The organism is Rhodococcus sp. JVH1, from assembly GCF_000280725.2.
GTDB classification, from domain to species: domain Bacteria; phylum Actinomycetota; class Actinomycetes; order Mycobacteriales; family Mycobacteriaceae; genus Rhodococcus_F; species Rhodococcus_F jostii_A.
Window position 1 is genome coordinate 2,618,433 of sequence record NZ_CP166289.1, and the last position, 17,009, is coordinate 2,635,441.

Sequence of the window (17,009 nt, forward strand, 5' to 3'; positions counted from 1 at the left end):
ACAAACTTACCGGATAGTAACCTCGAGTCCCCCGGCGGTCAACGACGGATTTCCGCAGCCTGTCGACTACCGTGACGAGGTGCCCGACGCCCCGCTTCCCGTCCGCGACGGCCTCAACCCGACGCGGCTGAGGATGCCGGACGTCGGCGCGTGGCCCACCGTGCTCGAGTACCTGCTCGCACGTTTTCCGCACGACGAAACCCGCCTCCGCGAGAAGGTCGCCGCAGCGGAAGTCGTCGACGAGCGTGGGCAGCCGATCACCGAGGCCACCCCGTTCGCACCCCGCAGATTCGTGTACCTGTACCGGGATCCGCCGGTCGAGAAGCGGGTCCCGTTCGACATCGAGATCCTGCACCGCGACGAGGATCTCCTCGTCGTGGACAAGCCCCACTTCCTGGCCAGCACCCCGCGCGGCGCGTACATCGCGGAGTCGGCGCTGGTCCGGTTGCGCCGAGACCTCGACCTTCCGGAACTGACACCCGCGCACCGGCTCGACCGGTTGACCGCCGGGGTGCTGCTCTTCACGGTGCGGCGGGAGGTCCGGCGCGACTACCAGTCGCTGTTCGATCAGCGCCGGGTGGTCAAGGAGTACGAGGCGGTCGCCCGTTACGACCCCGATCTCCGGCTCCCCGCCACCGTCCGCAGTCGAATCGTCAAGGAGCGGGGCGTCTTGAAGGCGTACGAGATGGACGGTCCCGCGAACAGCGAAAGCCGCATCGAACTTCTCGAGATCCACGGCGACGCGGCCCGGTACCGGCTGCTGCCGCACACCGGCAAGACGCACCAGTTGCGGTTGCACATGAGTTCGCTCGGCATCCCGATCCACGGCGACAACTTCTATCCCGACTTCTACGACGTTGCCGCCGACGACTATTCGACGCCGCTGCGGCTGCTGGCCCGGTCCGTCGAGTTCGTCGACCCCTACTCCGGAGTCACGCGACGCTTCGCGAGCCTCCGGAGCCTCGACTGGCCGAGCTGACCTCGGCTTCTTTCCCCCGGCCCGCTCAGCCGGAAGGATGGTGACATGAGTACCGCGACATCCGTCTCCGAAGTGGAACGCAAGTACGAGGCCGGTTCGGAGCAGCAGATACCCAGCCTCTCGGGACTGCCCGGTGTGGACGGCGAACCTCTGCTCGACTCGATCCAGCTGTCCGCCCTGTACTACGACACGGGCGAACTCCTGCTGCTCCGCGCCGGAATCACCCTCCGCCGCCGGGAAGGCGGCGACGACGCCGGCTGGCACCTGAAGATCCCGGCAGGCGCGGACGAACGGACCGAGCTGCAGTTGGCGCCCGACGCCGAGCACCCCGAGACGGAGGTGCCCCGGGAATTCGCGGAGCTGCTCACGGCCGTCACCCGCGGCGCGGCCCTGAACCCGGTCGCGCTCATCAGCACCGACCGCGAGCGGCGGCGGCTCGTGGACGCGGCGGGAACGACGCTCGCCGAGGTCGTCTCGGACGTCGTGATCGCCGCCGTCCCCGAGACGGGGACCGGATCCGACGAGCGGGTGTGGCGTGAGGTCGAGGTCGAACTCGCAGCCGGTGACCGAAACCTGTTCGACGCCATCGACTCCCGGCTGACCGATGCCGGAATCACCCGTTCGGATGCGCCGTCGAAGTTGCGGCGGGCGCTCGGCGACGCGGTGACCGGCACCCCGCGCCCCGCGGGTAGGAAGAAGCGGTCCACTCCCCGGACGATGCTGCTGGAGTATCTGGCGGCGCAGAAGGATTCTCTCGTGACGGCCGACCTCGGCGTGCGCCGCGACCTCGACGAGTCCGTCCACGACCTCCGGGTCTCGGCCAGGCGCATCCGGAGTGTCCTCCAGGTGTACGGGACCAGCCTGCGCGACCAGGAAACCGTCGACGAGTTGATCGTCGAACTCCGCTGGGTCGGTCAGGCCCTCAGCTCGGCGCGGGACACCGAGGTGCAGTGGAGCCGGCTCGTGGATCGGCTCGGCGACGCCGAGGAAATACCCGACCGCGAGGTCGTGCGGGCACGCCTCGACGAATACTTCTCGGCACTCGCCGCGACAGCCCGGCCCGCAGCACTGGCCGCCCTGAACTCCCGGCGCTACCTCGACCTGCTCGCCGGGCTCGACACGTTCCTCGTCGCCGTCGAGGCGTCCGGGAGCGGCGGCCCGTCGAAGAAGGCCGTCACGAAATCGCTGCGCGCATTGTCGAAGTCCGTGCACCAGCGCGTGGGAAAGGCGGCGGCCGCGACCGCCCGGGCCGAGCGCGACGAGCTGACACACCGAGCGCGCAAGCGCGCCAAACGAATGCGCTATGCGGTCGAGGCGACGCGGTCACTGGCTCCGAAGGCGTCCGACCGCGCTCAGACGAAGTTCAAGGGCTTTCAGGACATCCTCGGCGAATACCAGGACGCGGTCGTCGCACGGGACCACATCCTGGCGATGGTCGCGGAGGATCAGCACTCCGCCGAGTCGAGCCTGGGTCTCGGAATGCTGCTGCAGCGCGAACTGGAGCACGGCGATGCATTGGCAGCAGAAGTGAAACCGGAGTGGAAGAGCGCGAAGAAGGTGGCCCGAAAAGTCTGGAAGTAGGGCACAGTCGGGGAGTACCCAACAGCGTGAGCGAAGGGAGCCAGACGTGAGCACACCCGCCAGTCATTCCGTCGTCGTCGGCCTGGACGGATCCGACGCCTCCACCGCCGCCGCCCTGTGGGGCGCCGCAGTCGCGTCGAAGTGGGGTGCCACGCTGTCGCTCGTGCACGCGCTGCCACAGGACGGTCCGCTGTACAGCCCCGCTGCGATCATGCTGGAATCGCAGTTCCTCAGTCAGCTGCGTGAGGACGGTGAGGCCATCATCGGGACGGCGAAGAGGCTGCTGGGACCGAAGTTCCCCGGTCTCGAGATCGAGACGACCATCAGTCCCGGTCCGGCGGGGACCGCACTGCTCGAGGCCGCCGACTGGGCCCGGTTGATCGTGCTCGGATCCACGGGGACGGGGGCGATCCGTTCGGTGCTGCTCGGCTCGACGGCACTGCACGTCGCCAACCGCGCACCCTGCCCCGTGACCGTTCTCCGGGGCGAAGTCACCACCCCCGACCAGCGTCCGGTGGTGGTCGGGGTCGACGGAAGCGACCTCAGCCGTGACGCGGTGGCCCATGCATTCGAGTTCGCGTCGTTCTTCGAGGCGCCGCTGAGCGCCGTCCACACGTGGCAGGGCTCCCCCACACTCGGCGCGGGCGGCACCGGCATGCTCGTCGACTGGGATGCCGTCAAGCAGGAAGAGGAGGCGCTGCTCTCCGAGGCCCTCGCGGGCGAATCGGAACGATACCCGGACGTGTCCGTGACCAGGGTGGCCGAACAGGGCGCCGCAGCCGACGTCCTCCTGCGGCATGCAGACGACGCTCAGCTGATCGTCGTCGGCAGCCACGGCCGGGGACCGTGGCTCGGCGCGCTGATGGGCTCGACGAGCCAGAATCTGCTCCACCACGCGAAATGTCCGGTCATGATCTGCCGGAGCGAGTGACGGTCGCCCGACGCTAGGCGATGCCCGTCCCCACCAGTTGACCGATTCCGTACGTCACGAGCATCGCGAGTGCTCCGCCCAGCACGACGCGGAGCACTGCCCGGGTGCGCTGTGCGCCGCCGAGAGCCGCGCTCACGGTGCCCGTGAGGGCCAGCGCGACCAGCACCGCGACGAACGCCACCGGAATGCGCAGGTGCACGGGCGGTAGGAGAATCGCCAGCAACGGGATCAGGGCGCCGAGCGTGAAGGACAGCGCCGAGGACCCGGCGGCCTGCCAGGGGTTGGTCAGATCGTCCGGGTCGATGCCCAGTTCGACGTCCACGTGGGCGGCGAACGCATCGTGATCGGTGAGTTCGCGCGCGACCGTCCGGGCGGTGTCGTCACTCAGCCCCTTGGCCTCGTACATCGCGACGAGTTCCTCGAATTCGGCGTCGGGGGTCTCGGTGAGTTCGCGCCGTTCTTTCGACAGCAGCGCGCGTTCGGTGTCGCGCTGGGTGCTCACCGAGACGTATTCGCCCAGCGCCATCGACACCGCGCCGGCCGCGAGACCCGCGAATCCGGCGGTGAATATTGCCGCTCGCTCGGTGGTGGCCGCGGCCACGCCGACCACCAGCCCGGCGGTCGACACGATGCCGTCGTTGGCGCCGAGGACCCCGGCCCGCAACCAGTTGAGGCGGCTCGCCAGACTGGGTGCGTGCGGCTCGTCGGGATGCCCCGAGGGCTCGGCCCGCTCGGCGTTCTCTGCTGACATGCGTTCAGGCTAAGACGAAAAGGCCTGGTCGGATAGCCAGGCTAGGCTGCGCTCGGCCGGGTGCACCGTTCCCCGCACACCGAAACCAAGCAGTTGCTAGGTTAGGGACGCTCGTTCCTCACACGCTTGGAGTTCCTCATGGCGACACCCGCCACCAGCACCCCCCGACGTCGTTGCGCCGCACTCGTCACGGGCGGCACCGGCGGCATCGGCTCCGCCATCGCACGGCAACTCGCAGCCCACGGCCACGACGTGGCCATCACCTACCGATCCAATGCCGACGTCGCCGCGGACCTCGTCGGCGAGCTGGAAGGCCGCGGCGTCGGAGCGCAGGCGTTCTCCGCCGACCTCACCGACCAGCCCCGCGTCGCGAGTGTCGTCATGCAGATCGTCGAGCACTTCGGCGGCATCGGCATCCTCGTTCACGCCGCAGGACCGCACATTCCGATGATCCACCTGTCCGAGGTCGCTCCCCGGGACTACGCCGAGCACCTCGAACAGGAGGCCGTCGCCTTCTTCACCGTCGTCAAGGCCGCCCTGCCCGCGCTGCGGGAGGCGTCCGGATCCGTCGTCGCGGTCACGACCGCGGCCACCAGCCGATTCCCGGTGCGCGACGGACTGTCGCCGGGCACGAAGGGCGCGATCGAACAGCTGGTCAAGGGATTCGCCGCCGAGGAGGGCCGCTACGGCGTCCGCTTCAACTCGGTCGGCCCGGGAATGCTCACCGACGGCATGGCCGAGCGGCTGATCAGCTCCGAAGAACTCGATCAGCGCGCACTCGACGCCGCCATGAGCCGGATACCGTTACGCCGGTTCGGCACCGCCGTCGACGTCGCCGAGGCGGTCTGTTTCCTCGCGAGCGACCGGGCCGGGTTCGTCACCGGACAGAAGCTCGACGTCGACGGCGGATACACGGTGTGATCACCGGCCATGTGTAATGGACGCGTATGACTGACGCCGACGACACTCGCCCGACGCCCCGCAGGCGTCGTGTCGAATGGGTGATCGGCGGCCTGCTCGTCGTCGTGCTCACGGTGGAGATCGTCCTCATCTGGCCGGACCTGTCGGAGAGCGTCCAGAACCTCGGCGACCTGCATTGGGGATGGGTGGCCGCAGCCGTCGTGGCGTCGCTGGCGTCGATGTCGAGTTTCGCCCGCGTCCAGCGCTGCCTGCTGGGGGTCGCGGGTGTGCACATCAAACAGCGGCAGTCCCTCGCGGTGACGTTCGCCTCCAATTCGATGAGCGTGACACTGCCCGGCGGCCCGGTTCTGGCGACGACGTTCACGTACCGGCAGACGCGCCTCTGGGGTGCATCACCGGTGTTCGCGACGTGGCAACTGGTGATGGCCGGCGTCCTCCAGGCGATCGGCCTGGCACTCGTCGGACTGGCCGGCGCACTGCTCGTCGGGGCGAAGACCAACCCGTTCTCGCTGATCTTCACATTCGGCGGCCTGTGCGCGTTCCTGGTGGTGGCCCAGTACGCCGCATCGCGACCCGACGCCCTCGAGGGGGTCGGCATCACCGCGCTGCGCGGATTCAACAGGCTTCGAAAGAAGCCTCCGCTGACCGGTGTTCGCCAGTGGAAGCACATCGTCAACCAGATGAGCGCCGTCCGGATGGATCGCCGCGACACGGCCCGCGCGTTCGGGTGGTCGCTGTTCAACTGGATCGCCGACGCCTCGTGCCTCGCCTTCGCGTGCTACGCGGTCGGCGCGCATCCCGGGTTCGCCGGACTCGCCGTCGCGTACGCGGCGGGCAACGCCGCGGGCTCGGCCATTCCACTCCTGCCCGCCGGACTCGGCGTCATGGATGCCGTGCTCGTCCCCGCGTTGACTGCCAGCGGAATGACCGGCGCCGAAGCGGTATCCGCGATCGTCGTCTACCGGCTGGTCAGCTTCCTTCTCATGGCCGCCATCGGCTGGATCGTCTTCGCGGCACGCTTCCGGGGCGCGCAACAGCAGGGCGAGGAGGGCCCGGACCTCGAACCGCTGTGGCGGCGCGGCACGTGAATACGTCCCGCTGAGAGAGAAACCCGGGCCGAGGCGGCCGGCGACGGCCCTACGGTCGAGCCGTGACGGAACCGGAAACACGTGAGAAGCAGGTTGTCGTCGTCACCGGCGCGGCCTCGGGAATCGGGGCGGGGATCGCCCGGCACGCGCACGCCCGCGGTATGACGGTGGTGCTCGCCGACATCGACACGGCCGCACTGGACCGTCTGGCCGCGGACCTGGGCGGAGCCGCCCTCACGTGCGCAACGGACGTCGCGGACTCCGGGTCCGTTCACGCCCTGGCCGATCTCGCGTTCGACACGTTCGGCCGGGTGGACCTGCTCTTCAACAACGCCGGAATCATGCGCGCCGGGTTCCTGTGGCAACTCGGCGAATCCGACTGGGACGCCGCCCTCGGTGTCAACGTCACGGGTGTCGTCAACGGGATCCGGGCGTTCGTTCCGCGCATGATCGACCAGGGCGGGGGCCGGGTCGTCAACACGGCGTCGGTCGGTGGATTCGCGCCCGGTCCGATGATGTCGCCGTACAGCGCATCGAAGTTCGCGGTCGTCGCGATCACCGAGTGCCTGCAGATGGAGTTGAGCATGGTGGGCGCCCCGGTGTCCGCGAGCGTGCTGGCGCCGGGGCCCGTCGTCACGTCCGTCTTCGACAACCCGTTCGGGTCGGTCTCCCATCCGGCCGTCGACCACATGGTCGCGCAGATGCGCGAACTGCTCGGCACCGACGGACTCGACCCAGACACGTTCGCCGAGTTGGTCTTCGCGGGCATCGACCGGGGCGACTTCTGGCTCGCACCGCAGGGTGAGCACCTCGACAGCATGGTGCGCCAGCACACCGCCACCATCCTCGAGCGGCGAGAACCGGTGATCCGGCAGTCGTTCCGCTGAGCGCGGTCCGTCGAGATCCTCCCGCCGAGTGGGACATTCGGCGGACACCGACCGTTAGTTCTGCTACCTTTTGCCGAACCAAGCACTTGCTTGCTTTCCGTGACGTCAAAGGGGCGCCCATGCGAATTCGATCCACAGCTCTCACTGCGGCGCTCGCCGTGACCGCACTCGCGCTCACCGGCTGTTCCGGCGCGGGCGCAGACTCCGCCGACGCCGCAGACGGCCCGTACCGGGTGCTCGTGACCGGCGGAATCAGCGGGCAGGGTGCGCTCGCCGCGAATGCTCAGACGTCCGTGCTCGCAGCGAAAGCCAGCGCCGAGGCGGTGAACCTGGCCGGCGGCGTCGGCGGACGCCAAGTGGAGATCACCGTCGTCGACGACGCGGGCGACGCCACCACCGCCGTGTCCAAGCTGCGGGAGGCCATCGCGTCGGGAAAGAAGCCCGACCTCTTCCTCAACTCCGGCCCGTCGACCATCACCACGGCGACCCTGCCGATCCTCGCGCAGAACAAGATCCTCTCGTTCAACATCGGGCCCACCGAGGATTCGGCGAATCCGGAGAAGTACCCGCTCAACTTCGACCTCGCGTCGGGGCCGGCCGAGAACGCCGAGACCATCGCGCGATACATCAAGGGCAAGGGATATCAGTCCGTCGGCGTCGTCCACGGGAGCAGCGCCTACGGTGAAGTGTTCGGACAGGCGATGGACGACGCGCTGAGCGGTGAAGGTGTGAGCAGCACCGGATCCGAGGAGTACGACACCGCCGCCCTCGACATGACGGCGCAGCTGCAATCGCTGAAGAACCGGGGCACGCAGGCGCTGGTCGTGGACGCCTACGGGGCGCCACTCGGATATCTTCTCGCGAGCCTTCAGCGGCTCGACTGGAACATTCCGCTCGTCGGCAACACCTCGGTCGCGGGGACGTCACTGGTTTCGAAGGCTGCACCGGAAGGCGTGCTCGGCACTCCGGCAACGGCGAATCTGGTCATGCACGTCCTCTCGAGCACCGTCTACGACGCCAACGACACCGCTGTCAACACCATGGTCGACAACATGAAGGCCATGGGCGACATCCCGTCGACGCTGATCCTCGCCGACAACTACGACGCACTGCCCCTCGTCGTGGCCGCCGCGAACAAGGCCGGATCTTCCTCCGACCCCGAGGCTCTCGCCGACGCGCTCGAGAACCAGGAAGTCCTCGACAGCGCCGAAACCGCGTTCTCCCCCTCCTATCACTTCTCGGCAGACTCGCATGCGTCGAAACCCGGAGACGAGGCGTACAAGTTCGTGCCTCCGAGCCCACTCCTCAACGGCCAGTACGGAAACCCGAGCGCGTGACACTCGACCACAGGAGATCCCGATGACCATCGTCTGGTCGGGCCTCGCGCTGGGGGCGGTCTACACGCTCGTCGCGATCGGCTACAACATCGTCTTCATCTCGTCCCACACGTTCAACTTCGCTCAGGCCCAGCTGATGATGGTCGGAACCTTCGTCGCCTACACCGGGCTGGTCACCCTGAAGTTGCCGATCCTCGTCGTGGCGGTGACAGCGACGGCCACGGTGACGATCCTGGCCGGCATCGAGGAGATCGTCGCAGTCCGGCCGGTCCGGGATCACCAGAATCAGCTCGTCACCACACTTGGCGCCGCGACACTGATCAACGGTGCGACGCAACTGATCTGGGGAAGCGAACCGCTCACCGTCCCGTTCTTCGGTTCGAACGATCCGATCACGGTACTCGGCGGCCGCACGTATCCGGTCGAGATCGTGCTGCTCATTCTGGCGATCGTGCTGGTGGTCGTGCTCGGCCGGGTCGGCACACGGACCATGACCGGACTCGCCCTCCTGGGCATCTCCGAGGACCGCGAAACCGCCCTGCTGCGCGGTGTCAACGTCCGGGCGCTCGCCCTCGGTGCGTTCGCCTTTTCCGGCGCGCTCGCCGGATTCCTCGGGCTCTTCGTCGGTCCCAAGACGTTCGCGGTGGCCACCCTGGGTTCGACGCTGGCCATCAAGGGCTTCGTCGCATTGGCGATCGGCGGGTTCGGCTCGCTCCCCGGCGCACTGGTCGGGGGTCTCACCGTCGGTCTCGTCGAGTCGTTCGCAGCTCTCGAGCTGGGTAGCCAGTACAGCAACATCGCGGTCTTCGTGGTCCTCATCGCGATCCTCATGGTGCGTCCGGCCGGACTGTTCGGCCGGGTGCGGGAACGGGTGGTGTGAACGATGTCCTTGTGGCGCTTCATTCGATCGGTTCCGAGTTGGCTCTTCCCGCTCGCCGTCGGCCTCCTCGTGCTGTTCCTGCCGGAGTTCGGTCTCGACTTCGCGCTGTCCCGCCAGGTGCAACTCGCCTGCATCCTCGCGCTGGTCGTCAGCGGACTCAACCTCGGTCTCGGCTATGCGGGTGAACTCGCGCTCGGCCAGGCCGCGATGTACGCGGCCGGGGCGTATACCGCAGGGCTCATGTCCATCGCCGGTTACACGGACATCGTGCTGCAGTTGATCGCCTCGGGTGTGGTCGCGCTCGCGGTGGGCATCGTCACCGGCATCCCCGGATTGCGGCTCGGCAGTTGGTCATTGGCGATGACCTCGTTCTTCCTCGTTCTCCTCGTACCGGACATCATCGCCGTCTTCGGCGATACCACCGGTGGCCGGAACGGACTCAGCGGCATCGAACCGGCAACCCTGTTCGGTGAAGTAGTGGACGCCGACCGGTTCTACATGGTCGTCGTGGTCGTCGCGATCCTCTGGTTCGCGGTCATGCGCAACCTCGTGGTCTCCCGGCACGGTATCGCGTTCCGCACACTGAAACAGAGCCCCGTCCTGGCCTCCTCGGTGGGTATCTCGGTGTTCCGGATGAAACTGCTCGGTTATGCGATCGGCGCGTTCCCCGCCGGCCTCGCAGGCGCATTGTTCGCGAACATCGACATGTACGTCTCTCCCGAGGCGTTCGGGTTCACCTTCGCGACGGCAGTTCTGGCGGCGTGCATCCTCGGCGGCGCGACGAGCGTCTACGGCGCCGCGGTCGGGGCGGCGATCATGCAGCTCGGTCCGAACCAGTCGTCCGAGTTCCAGCAGTACGCGCTGGTCTTCTACGGTGGATTCCTGATACTCGGCGGCGTCCTCCTCAGTGGTGGCCTCGCGAAGGTCGCCAAACAGGCCACGGCGCGGTTGGACCGGGCGGCAGGCCTGACCGGCAGTCGAACAGGAACCCGCCCCGCGGAGACGGATCGATCCGCGATGGACCCGATGTCGGGTCGGACGCTCGTGGTCGACGGCATCTCGAAGGCATTCGGCGGCAACCAGGCACTCGACAACGCGTCGCTGCGTGCGGAACCCGGCAACATCACCGCACTGATCGGACCGAACGGTTCGGGCAAGACCACGATGCTGAACATGATCTGCGGGTTCTACCGTCCCGACAGCGGGCGAATCCTGATCGGTGACAACGAAGTCCAGGGCAGGGCGCCGGAACAGGTCGCCAGATGCGGAGTGGCACGAACCTTCCAGACACCCGACATCCCCGACGGCGTCACTGTTCTCGAGGCCGTGGCCTCGGGTCGGTACAGCACCGATCGAGTGTCGATGCTCTCGACCGTGCTGCGGCTTCCCCGCCACCACAAGGTCCGCGCCGGCGACATCGCCGAGGCGGAACGCGCGCTCGACATCGTGGGGCTGTCGCATCTCCGCGACGAGACCGCCACCGCACTTCCCCTGGGAATGCGGAGGCTTCTCGAGGTCGCCCGGTCGGTGGTCGCCGAGCCACGGCTTCTGCTACTCGACGAAGTGGCGTCCGGCCTCGACGAGGACGAAGTGGAACGGCTCGCCGGCCTGCTCCGGCAGCTCAGGGATGCCGGATGCACGATCGTGCTGGTCGAGCACAACTTCCGCTTGGTACTGGCACTCGCCGACACCATCGTCGTACTCGCCCAGGGACACGTCATCGCGGCGGGTGCGCCGTCCGAGATCGAACACAACCCGCGCGTACTCAGCGAATACCTCGGCGTGGTCGCCGAGGGCACGGAACTGGCCGGAGAGGCGACCTCATGAGCGAGCAGACGACGAAACCCCTACTGAGCCTGCGGAATGTACAGTCCGGCTACCGCGACCTCCGGGTGGTGTGGGACGTCTCGCTCGACGTGTGGCCCGGCAAGGTCACCGCACTGCTCGGGCGGAACGGCGCAGGGAAGACCAGCACCCTGCGCGCCATCTCGGGACTGAACAAGGTTTCCGCGGGAACGATCGAGTTCGACGGCCGCGACATCTCGAAGGTGGCGCCGCACCGGCGGGTCCGCCAGGGAATGGCGTACGTGCAGGAGGGCAAGAGGGTGTTCCACCGACAGACCGTGGAACAGAACCTGATTCTCGGCGGGTACGTCCGCAAGATGAGACGGTCGGCCGTACGCGAGGAGGTCGCGCGCATCTACGATTTGTTCCCCGTCCTCGGCCGGAAACGTGGCCTGCTCGCGGGTGCGCTGTCCGGCGGGCAGCAGCAGATGCTGGCAATCGGGCAGGCGCTGATGGCCGACCCCACCCTGCTTCTGCTCGACGAGCCTTCCGGCGGACTGGCGCCCGTGATCGTCAACGAAGTGATGGAACGCGTGACCGTGCTGAAGGAATCCGGGCTGGCGGTACTCCTCGTCGAGCAGGCGGTCGACGCTGCGATGAGCGTGGCCGACCACGTCACGGTCCTCGACGTCGGACGCGTCGTCATGGATGCGGACGCGGGCGGGATCGACGACAGAGCGGTGATTCGCGACGCCTACTTCGGACGCGTCGGCTGAAAAATCACCCGCCGAGTCGCCGGAACACGAGACGGACCGCGAGCCCGAGGTGAGCCATCACCTCGTCCACCGAGATGCGGCCGGCCACCCAGGACACCAGGCTCGACATCCAGACGTCGCCGATCACGCGGATGGCGTTCAACTGGTCGTCGGAGATCTGCTCGACACCGATGGTCTTGGCGAACATCTCGGTCATCAGGGCGCCGAACGCATCCAGTTCGGCCGAAGCCGACGCGTCCGCGAACATGAACGCGCGCACCAGGGCCTCGTATCGGGGCCGGTCCTTCTCGAGGACTTCCGTGTTCTTCCGGAGGACGAACAGGATCCGCTCGGACGGCGTGTCCCCCGGGATCGCGACGTCCTCGAACCGGGACCGCATTCCCTCGAACACCATCAGCAGGCCCATCACCAGCATGTGGTTCTTCGACGGGAAGTAGCGGTACACGGTGCCCAGCGCGACTCCCGCCCGATCGGCGATGGCCCGCATCTGCACGGCGTCGTACCCGCCCTCGGAGGCGAGTTCCATCGCCGCGGCGACGATCCGCTGGTAACGCTCCCGCTGCGGGGCCTTGGCCCCACGCGAGGGCAGCTGCCCGTTGCGAAGCAACGACAGGAGTCCGTCGCGGCCCGCCGTCAGCGGCTCTTCAGCACTGCTCATGGACGTCAGCCTAGCGACAGTCACCTCGGTGTCGTCCGGCGACGGCACCGGTTCCGGTCGTCACGATGTCCGGATTGCGTGGGCCTCCCCCGGATAGACTCGCCTCGACCGCCGGAGGTTCCCGTGCCCAGAGTTCATGTCGGACCCGAGGATCGTGTGATCCGCCTGCGCGACGGACGCCTGATGGGTATCGCGGAGTACGGCGACCCCGGCGGATTCACGGTCGTGAACGCGCACGGCGGACTCGCCGGCCGCCTCGACGTCGCGGCCGCCGACCGGAGTGCCCGCGACGCGGGGATCCGTCTCCTGTCCCCCGACCGTCCCGGGATCGGACTGTCCGATCCGCAGCCGGGCCGGACGGTGCTCGACTGGGTCCGGGACGTCGAAGACCTCGTGAATCACCTCGGCGTCGGCCGTTTCGGTGTCATGGGGTGGTCGATGGGCGGGCAGTACGCGCTCGCGGTGGGCTCCGGGGTCGCGTCGCGCGTGACCAGTGTCGCGGTGATCGCCGGGGCTCTGCCCCTCACCGAATCGGGGGTGTTCGCCCAGCTTCCCGCCGGGGACCGCGCGTTCACCCGGCTGTCCCAGCACGCCCCGCTGGTGGCGCGGATCTGCTTTCGCGTCATGGGCGGCGTCGCGCTGCGTGCTCCGCAGCTGTTCCGGCGGCTCGGCGCCCGCGACCTCGGTGCCGCGGACGCAGCCGTTCTCCGATCCGAGCCCGTCCGGAACTTCTCGCTCATGTCCGGCGAGGCACTCCGGACGGCGCCCGGGATGGTGGAGGACTACCGCGCGTGGATGCGGCCGTGGGGGTTCGCGCCCGAGGATCTGGCCGTGCCGGTCGACGTCTGGGGTGGAAGCGAGGACGAACTCGTGCCCACGCACTGGCCGCCCGCGCTCGCCCGCCGAATTCCCGGTGCCACGCTGAACATCCGCACCGGTGGCCATTTCATGGCTCACCTGCACTACCGCGAGATCTTCGACACCCTCCGGCGGCGCTCGGAGGGCTAGGTGGCTGCCACCAGCCGGTCGAGCCATTCCCGCATCAGGAGAAGTTCGCCGGCGCTCAGCCCGGACCGCCCCGCGTCGGCGTCGAGGGCGTCAGCGAGCGCCTGGGCATTCTCGACCACCTCACGCGAGGCCTCCGACGTCACAGCGGGTGCCGGCCGGATCAGCCCGGCGATCACGTTGTCCCGCAGTTCCCGTGACAGGGCGAGGTCGGCCCGGCCCTCCGGCTGAGCGATGAGGTGCAGGGTCATGCCGACGTTCGCCGCCACGAATTGCCCGGCGGCGACTGCCGGCGTCACCCGCAAGCGTCCCTGCCGCGCGATCTCGGTCAGCAACTCGAGGAGCTTCGCCTCGGCGACGGATGTCACCGCACACGGCTCCCCCGGGGCGATCCGGCCGTACAACAGGACGTAGAACGAGGGATTGTCGAGCCCGTAGCGGACGTGATCGTCCCAGCCGTGCCGCAGATCGTCGACCGGGTCGTCCCCTCGCCGATTCGTGCCCCGGATGTACTGGCCGAACCCGTACTCCACGACCGCGTCGAACAGGCCCTGCTTGCTGCCGAAGTGGTGGTACAGCGTCGGAGCCTGCACGCCGGCGAGGTCGCAGACGGCCCGGGTGGACACGGGCTTGCCCTTGGCCTCGTCGAGCAGTTGGGCAGCCGCGTTCAGCAGACGGTCCCGGGCGTTACCGGCCACACTCCTTGTTGTCACACCGCTATGCTACTTCTATAGCGTTGCTATACCGCGGTACTGCCGCACCGGCAGGGACAGGGAGAACACCATGAGCACCACCACACCCGAGATCGTCACGCGCTACTTTCGGGCGGCCGACGCAGGAGACCTCGATGCGCTCACTGCATGCTTCACCGAGCACGGGGCCGTGACCGACGAAGGCCGGACCGTCCGCGGGCACGACGGCATCCGGCAATGGCGCAGGGACCTCGAATCGAAGTTCACCTACACGGTCGAGGTGACCGGAACGGAAGCGGTCGCCGACGACAGGTACGTGATCACCACCACAGTGGAAGGAAATTTCCCCGGAAGCCCGGTGGAATTGAAGTACGAGTTCGTTCTCAGCGACGGCCTCGTCGACACACTGCGGATCGCCCCGTAGGTACACGGACGACGAAAAAACTCCGTTGTCGACGTTCTCGACAACGGAGCTTCGGTGAATCGTGGTGGCCAGGGCCGGGATCGAACCGGCGACCTTCCGCTTTTCAGGCGGACGCTCGTACCAACTGAGCTACCTGGCCGGACGGCACCCGAACCGAATGCCTATCGCATTGTGTTGCCGATACTCGGTATCGGCAACACACTTGCGACCCTGACGGGACTCGAACCCGCGACCTCCGCCGTGACAGGGCGGCGCGCTAACCAACTGCGCCACAGGGCCTTGCTTTGTCCTGCTGTGCTTTACAAGTGTAAAGCGTTACTGCGTGTCACTTTTACTGCCGTCGAACCATACCGCATGCTCGACACCGGTCAAACGTACCCCCTACGGGATTCGAACCCGCGCTACCGCCTTGAAAGGGCGGCGTCCTAGGCCGCTAGACGAAGGGGGCCCGCCGGATTTCTCCGAACCAGTACCTCAACGGCGTTCCGTTGGGAGCTTGGATAGCTTAGGACACGGATCGAGAATTTCCCAAATCGCCAGGTCAGACTACGAATCGGGCAGTTCCGAACCGGAATCCGGCCATCCTTCCCTCGCAAACTTCTCCAACCACTCGGGTGAAGCCATCGCGGCGAGGATCACTTCGAGCGATTCCGCGAACCGCTCGCCGAGGTCACCCTCCAGCGACGTCATGTCGGACATGTACCGCTGGCCGGCGAGCGACGCCGCCAGCACCCGGGTGAACTTCTCCGGGTCGGCGTCGGCGCGCAGCAGACCGTTGCGTTGAGCTCGGATCGCGAACTCGTGCGCGGTGCGCCCCCACACCTGCGATCCGCCGGACTGCACGTCCGGATAGAACTCGGGTTCGACGATCAGCCGGAATTCGGCCCGCACGATGACGCTGGAATGGAAGAGCTTCGCCAGGTCGATCACGAAACCGTGGAGGGCTTCGAACGGCCCGATGTCCGTGCGACTCGTCCACCTGTCGGTCAGGGCGGTGAATTGCTCCACTCCGGATTGAAGGACGGCACGGGCGAGCTCTTCCTTCGATTGGAAGTGGAAGTACATCGCCCCCTTGGTGGCGTTCGAGCCTTCGAGGATCGTGTTGACCGACGCCGCCGCATAGCCGCGCTTCGCGAATTCGATGGCGGCCGACTCCACCAGCGCAGCGCGAGTGCGTCGCGCACGCTCCTGCTGACGTGCCATGACGGTGAATCCCTCTCCCAGATGTAGTAACCCCGCTTTTCGCCCTCCCGGGACGAGCGTGGAGCCATACATAACAGTATCCCCGTTTTGAAAAAACCGACACAGCAGTCTGTAAATCATGGAAACTTCTCAGAAACCAACCTGAAGACCTTTATGGAGTGGAAACCGGACCGCCGCCGAAAACACACCAAGTGGTATAATTTGGGTCGGCTCGGGTGCGCTGCAGGGGGTGCGCACCCGAGCCGACCCATTTCACCCCCCGCGCGGCGCGCCGTGCCGGGGGTCCTGTTTTCTCGGCCACCGTCTGCGCACTAGACTCTGGCCCCGCGCCCCTATAGCTCAGTTGGTAGAGCTACGGACTTTTAATCCGCAGGTCGTAGGTTCGAGCCCTACTGGGGGCACTCTCCCTTACCCGGCGCATGCCGGGTAAGGGAGCGAGCACTCACCCACGCCCTGGCACGTCCGCCGTCGCAGGCGCCCCGATCAGACGACGAACCGCCTCGACAGCGCTCTGCCGCCGCTGTGCCACCGTGCGCTCCCCCGACTTTCCCCCCGCCGGCTTGCGTCCACCACGCGCGGTGGCCAGCGACAGGGCGATGTCGGTGATCACGAGCAGCAGCTCGCCTGCGTTCCACGACGGATCGACGAACCCCTCCTGCTGACCTCGCCGGATCTCGGCGATTTTGGGCCGCAGCGCGAGGGTCCGCGCATCGCTGTCGGTGATCTGCTCGCTCATCTCCAGGTCGGCCCACTTCTGCAGCCTCGCGTTCTCGGGGTGCGCCACGTAGCCGTCGAACAACCGGCCCGCGTAGCCCGGCAGATCGTCTCCCCGCAGCGCCGTCTGCTCCGTCGTCTCGGCGATCCACTGCGCGATGACGGCGTCGAACAGCGCTTCCTTGCTGTCGAAGTACGCGTACAGACGGTCCTTGCTCGCTCGGGCCGTCTCTGCGATGCGGTTGATCCGGGCTCCGGCGACTCCGTGGTGAGCGAACTCCTCCTTGGCCGCGGCGAGGATCCGTTCTCGCGTGGCTTCTCCCGCTGTTCGCATTCCGACATCCTATTTGCCCGTTGCCGAACCATCTGGTTCGGCGTAGCGTGCGCAGTTGACGAA

At 67.5% G+C, this 17,009-nt stretch carries 17 protein-coding genes and 4 tRNA genes; 13 read left to right on the forward strand and 8 right to left on the reverse strand.

Annotated features, from left to right (window positions below; all coding sequences use genetic code 11):
* Positions 1 to 79 precede the first annotated feature (79 nt).
* The 3 genes from JVH1_RS11795 to JVH1_RS11805 are packed head-to-tail and all read left to right on the forward strand — an operon-like array spanning position 80 to position 3,491.
* The gene (locus JVH1_RS11795) at positions 80 to 979 is read left to right on the forward strand and encodes a pseudouridine synthase (RefSeq protein ID WP_009477952.1); all 900 of its coding nucleotides are present in this window, start codon (positions 80 to 82) and stop codon (positions 977 to 979) included.
* A 45-nt stretch (positions 980 to 1,024) separates the two neighbouring features.
* Positions 1,025 to 2,560 (forward strand): CYTH and CHAD domain-containing protein, encoded by a 1,536-nt coding sequence (locus JVH1_RS11800; RefSeq protein WP_009477951.1) that lies wholly within the window; start codon positions 1,025 to 1,027, stop codon positions 2,558 to 2,560.
* 46 nt (positions 2,561 to 2,606) lie between these two features.
* The gene (locus JVH1_RS11805; RefSeq protein ID WP_009477950.1) at positions 2,607 to 3,491 is read left to right on the forward strand and encodes a universal stress protein; all 885 of its coding nucleotides are present in this window, start codon (positions 2,607 to 2,609) and stop codon (positions 3,489 to 3,491) included.
* 13 nt (positions 3,492 to 3,504) lie between these two features.
* Here JVH1_RS11805 and JVH1_RS11810 read toward each other — a convergent pair whose 3' ends face one another.
* Entirely contained in the window at positions 3,505 to 4,242 is a 738-nt protein-coding gene (locus JVH1_RS11810) for a VIT family protein (RefSeq protein WP_009477949.1), read from the reverse strand.
* A gap of 138 nt (positions 4,243 to 4,380) precedes the next feature.
* Between JVH1_RS11810 and JVH1_RS11815 the strand changes: the two genes are divergently transcribed.
* The 7 genes from JVH1_RS11815 (at position 4,381) to JVH1_RS11845 (ending at position 11,916) form a co-directional block, all read left to right on the forward strand.
* Complete coding sequence (locus JVH1_RS11815) at positions 4,381 to 5,163, forward strand: SDR family NAD(P)-dependent oxidoreductase (protein ID WP_009477948.1); 783 nt, start codon at positions 4,381 to 4,383, stop codon at positions 5,161 to 5,163.
* A 26-nt stretch (positions 5,164 to 5,189) separates the two neighbouring features.
* Positions 5,190 to 6,251: a YbhN family protein gene (locus JVH1_RS11820; protein ID WP_009477947.1), complete on the forward strand. Its 1,062-nt coding sequence runs from the start codon at positions 5,190 to 5,192 to the stop codon at positions 6,249 to 6,251.
* 62 nt (positions 6,252 to 6,313) lie between these two features.
* Positions 6,314 to 7,138 carry an SDR family oxidoreductase gene (locus tag JVH1_RS11825; RefSeq protein ID WP_009477946.1) on the forward strand — a complete coding sequence of 275 codons (825 nt, stop codon included), beginning with the start codon at positions 6,314 to 6,316 and terminating at the stop codon, positions 7,136 to 7,138.
* 119 nt (positions 7,139 to 7,257) lie between these two features.
* Entirely contained in the window at positions 7,258 to 8,475 is a 1,218-nt protein-coding gene (locus JVH1_RS11830) for an ABC transporter substrate-binding protein (protein WP_009477945.1), read from the forward strand.
* A 22-nt stretch (positions 8,476 to 8,497) separates the two neighbouring features.
* Positions 8,498 to 9,355, forward strand: a complete 858-nt coding sequence (locus JVH1_RS11835) for a branched-chain amino acid ABC transporter permease (protein ID WP_009477944.1) — start codon at positions 8,498 to 8,500, stop codon at positions 9,353 to 9,355.
* A 3-nt stretch (positions 9,356 to 9,358) separates the two neighbouring features.
* Positions 9,359 to 11,182 carry an ATP-binding cassette domain-containing protein gene (locus tag JVH1_RS11840; protein WP_009477943.1) on the forward strand — a complete coding sequence of 608 codons (1,824 nt, stop codon included), beginning with the start codon at positions 9,359 to 9,361 and terminating at the stop codon, positions 11,180 to 11,182.
* Positions 11,179 to 11,916, forward strand: coding sequence for an ABC transporter ATP-binding protein (locus tag JVH1_RS11845; RefSeq protein ID WP_009477942.1), 738 nt, complete (start codon positions 11,179 to 11,181; stop codon positions 11,914 to 11,916). Before JVH1_RS11840 ends, JVH1_RS11845 begins: the two co-directional genes overlap by 4 nt.
* A gap of 4 nt (positions 11,917 to 11,920) precedes the next feature.
* On the opposite strand, the gene JVH1_RS11850 is transcribed toward JVH1_RS11845, so the two are convergent.
* Entirely contained in the window at positions 11,921 to 12,574 is a 654-nt protein-coding gene (locus tag JVH1_RS11850; protein WP_128970053.1) for a TetR family transcriptional regulator, read from the reverse strand.
* A gap of 156 nt (positions 12,575 to 12,730) precedes the next feature.
* Here JVH1_RS11850 and JVH1_RS11855 point away from each other — a divergent pair, with 156 nt between their 5' ends.
* The gene (locus JVH1_RS11855; protein WP_009477940.1) at positions 12,731 to 13,582 is read left to right on the forward strand and encodes an alpha/beta fold hydrolase; all 852 of its coding nucleotides are present in this window, start codon (positions 12,731 to 12,733) and stop codon (positions 13,580 to 13,582) included.
* On the opposite strand, the gene JVH1_RS11860 is transcribed toward JVH1_RS11855, so the two are convergent.
* Positions 13,579 to 14,292: a TetR/AcrR family transcriptional regulator gene (locus JVH1_RS11860; protein ID WP_237735249.1), complete on the reverse strand. Its 714-nt coding sequence runs from the start codon at positions 14,290 to 14,292 to the stop codon at positions 13,579 to 13,581. The genes JVH1_RS11855 and JVH1_RS11860 overlap by 4 nt on opposite strands.
* A 70-nt stretch (positions 14,293 to 14,362) precedes the next feature.
* Here JVH1_RS11860 and JVH1_RS11865 point away from each other — a divergent pair, with 70 nt between their 5' ends.
* Positions 14,363 to 14,695: a nuclear transport factor 2 family protein gene (locus JVH1_RS11865; protein WP_009477938.1), complete on the forward strand. Its 333-nt coding sequence runs from the start codon at positions 14,363 to 14,365 to the stop codon at positions 14,693 to 14,695.
* Positions 14,696 to 14,757: 62 nt separating this feature from the next.
* Here the strand turns inward: JVH1_RS11865 and JVH1_RS11870 are convergent.
* The 4 genes from JVH1_RS11870 to JVH1_RS11885 all read right to left on the reverse strand — a co-directional run bounded on the left by JVH1_RS11870 (position 14,758) and on the right by JVH1_RS11885 (position 15,898).
* Positions 14,758 to 14,834: transfer RNA gene (locus JVH1_RS11870), tRNA-Phe, on the reverse strand.
* A gap of 66 nt (positions 14,835 to 14,900) precedes the next feature.
* Positions 14,901 to 14,974, reverse strand: a tRNA-Asp gene (locus tag JVH1_RS11875).
* A 96-nt stretch (positions 14,975 to 15,070) separates the two neighbouring features.
* A tRNA-Glu gene (locus JVH1_RS11880) sits at positions 15,071 to 15,143 on the reverse strand.
* 98 nt (positions 15,144 to 15,241) lie between these two features.
* Positions 15,242 to 15,898, reverse strand: coding sequence for a TetR/AcrR family transcriptional regulator (locus tag JVH1_RS11885; RefSeq protein ID WP_009477937.1), 657 nt, complete (start codon positions 15,896 to 15,898; stop codon positions 15,242 to 15,244).
* A 328-nt stretch (positions 15,899 to 16,226) separates the two neighbouring features.
* On the opposite strand from JVH1_RS11885, the gene JVH1_RS11890 reads away from it, so the two are divergent.
* A tRNA-Lys gene (locus JVH1_RS11890) sits at positions 16,227 to 16,299 on the forward strand.
* Between the two features lie 41 nt (positions 16,300 to 16,340).
* On the opposite strand, the gene JVH1_RS11895 is transcribed toward JVH1_RS11890, so the two are convergent.
* Positions 16,341 to 16,946: a TetR/AcrR family transcriptional regulator gene (locus JVH1_RS11895; RefSeq protein WP_009477936.1), complete on the reverse strand. Its 606-nt coding sequence runs from the start codon at positions 16,944 to 16,946 to the stop codon at positions 16,341 to 16,343.
* Positions 16,947 to 17,009 lie beyond the last annotated feature (63 nt).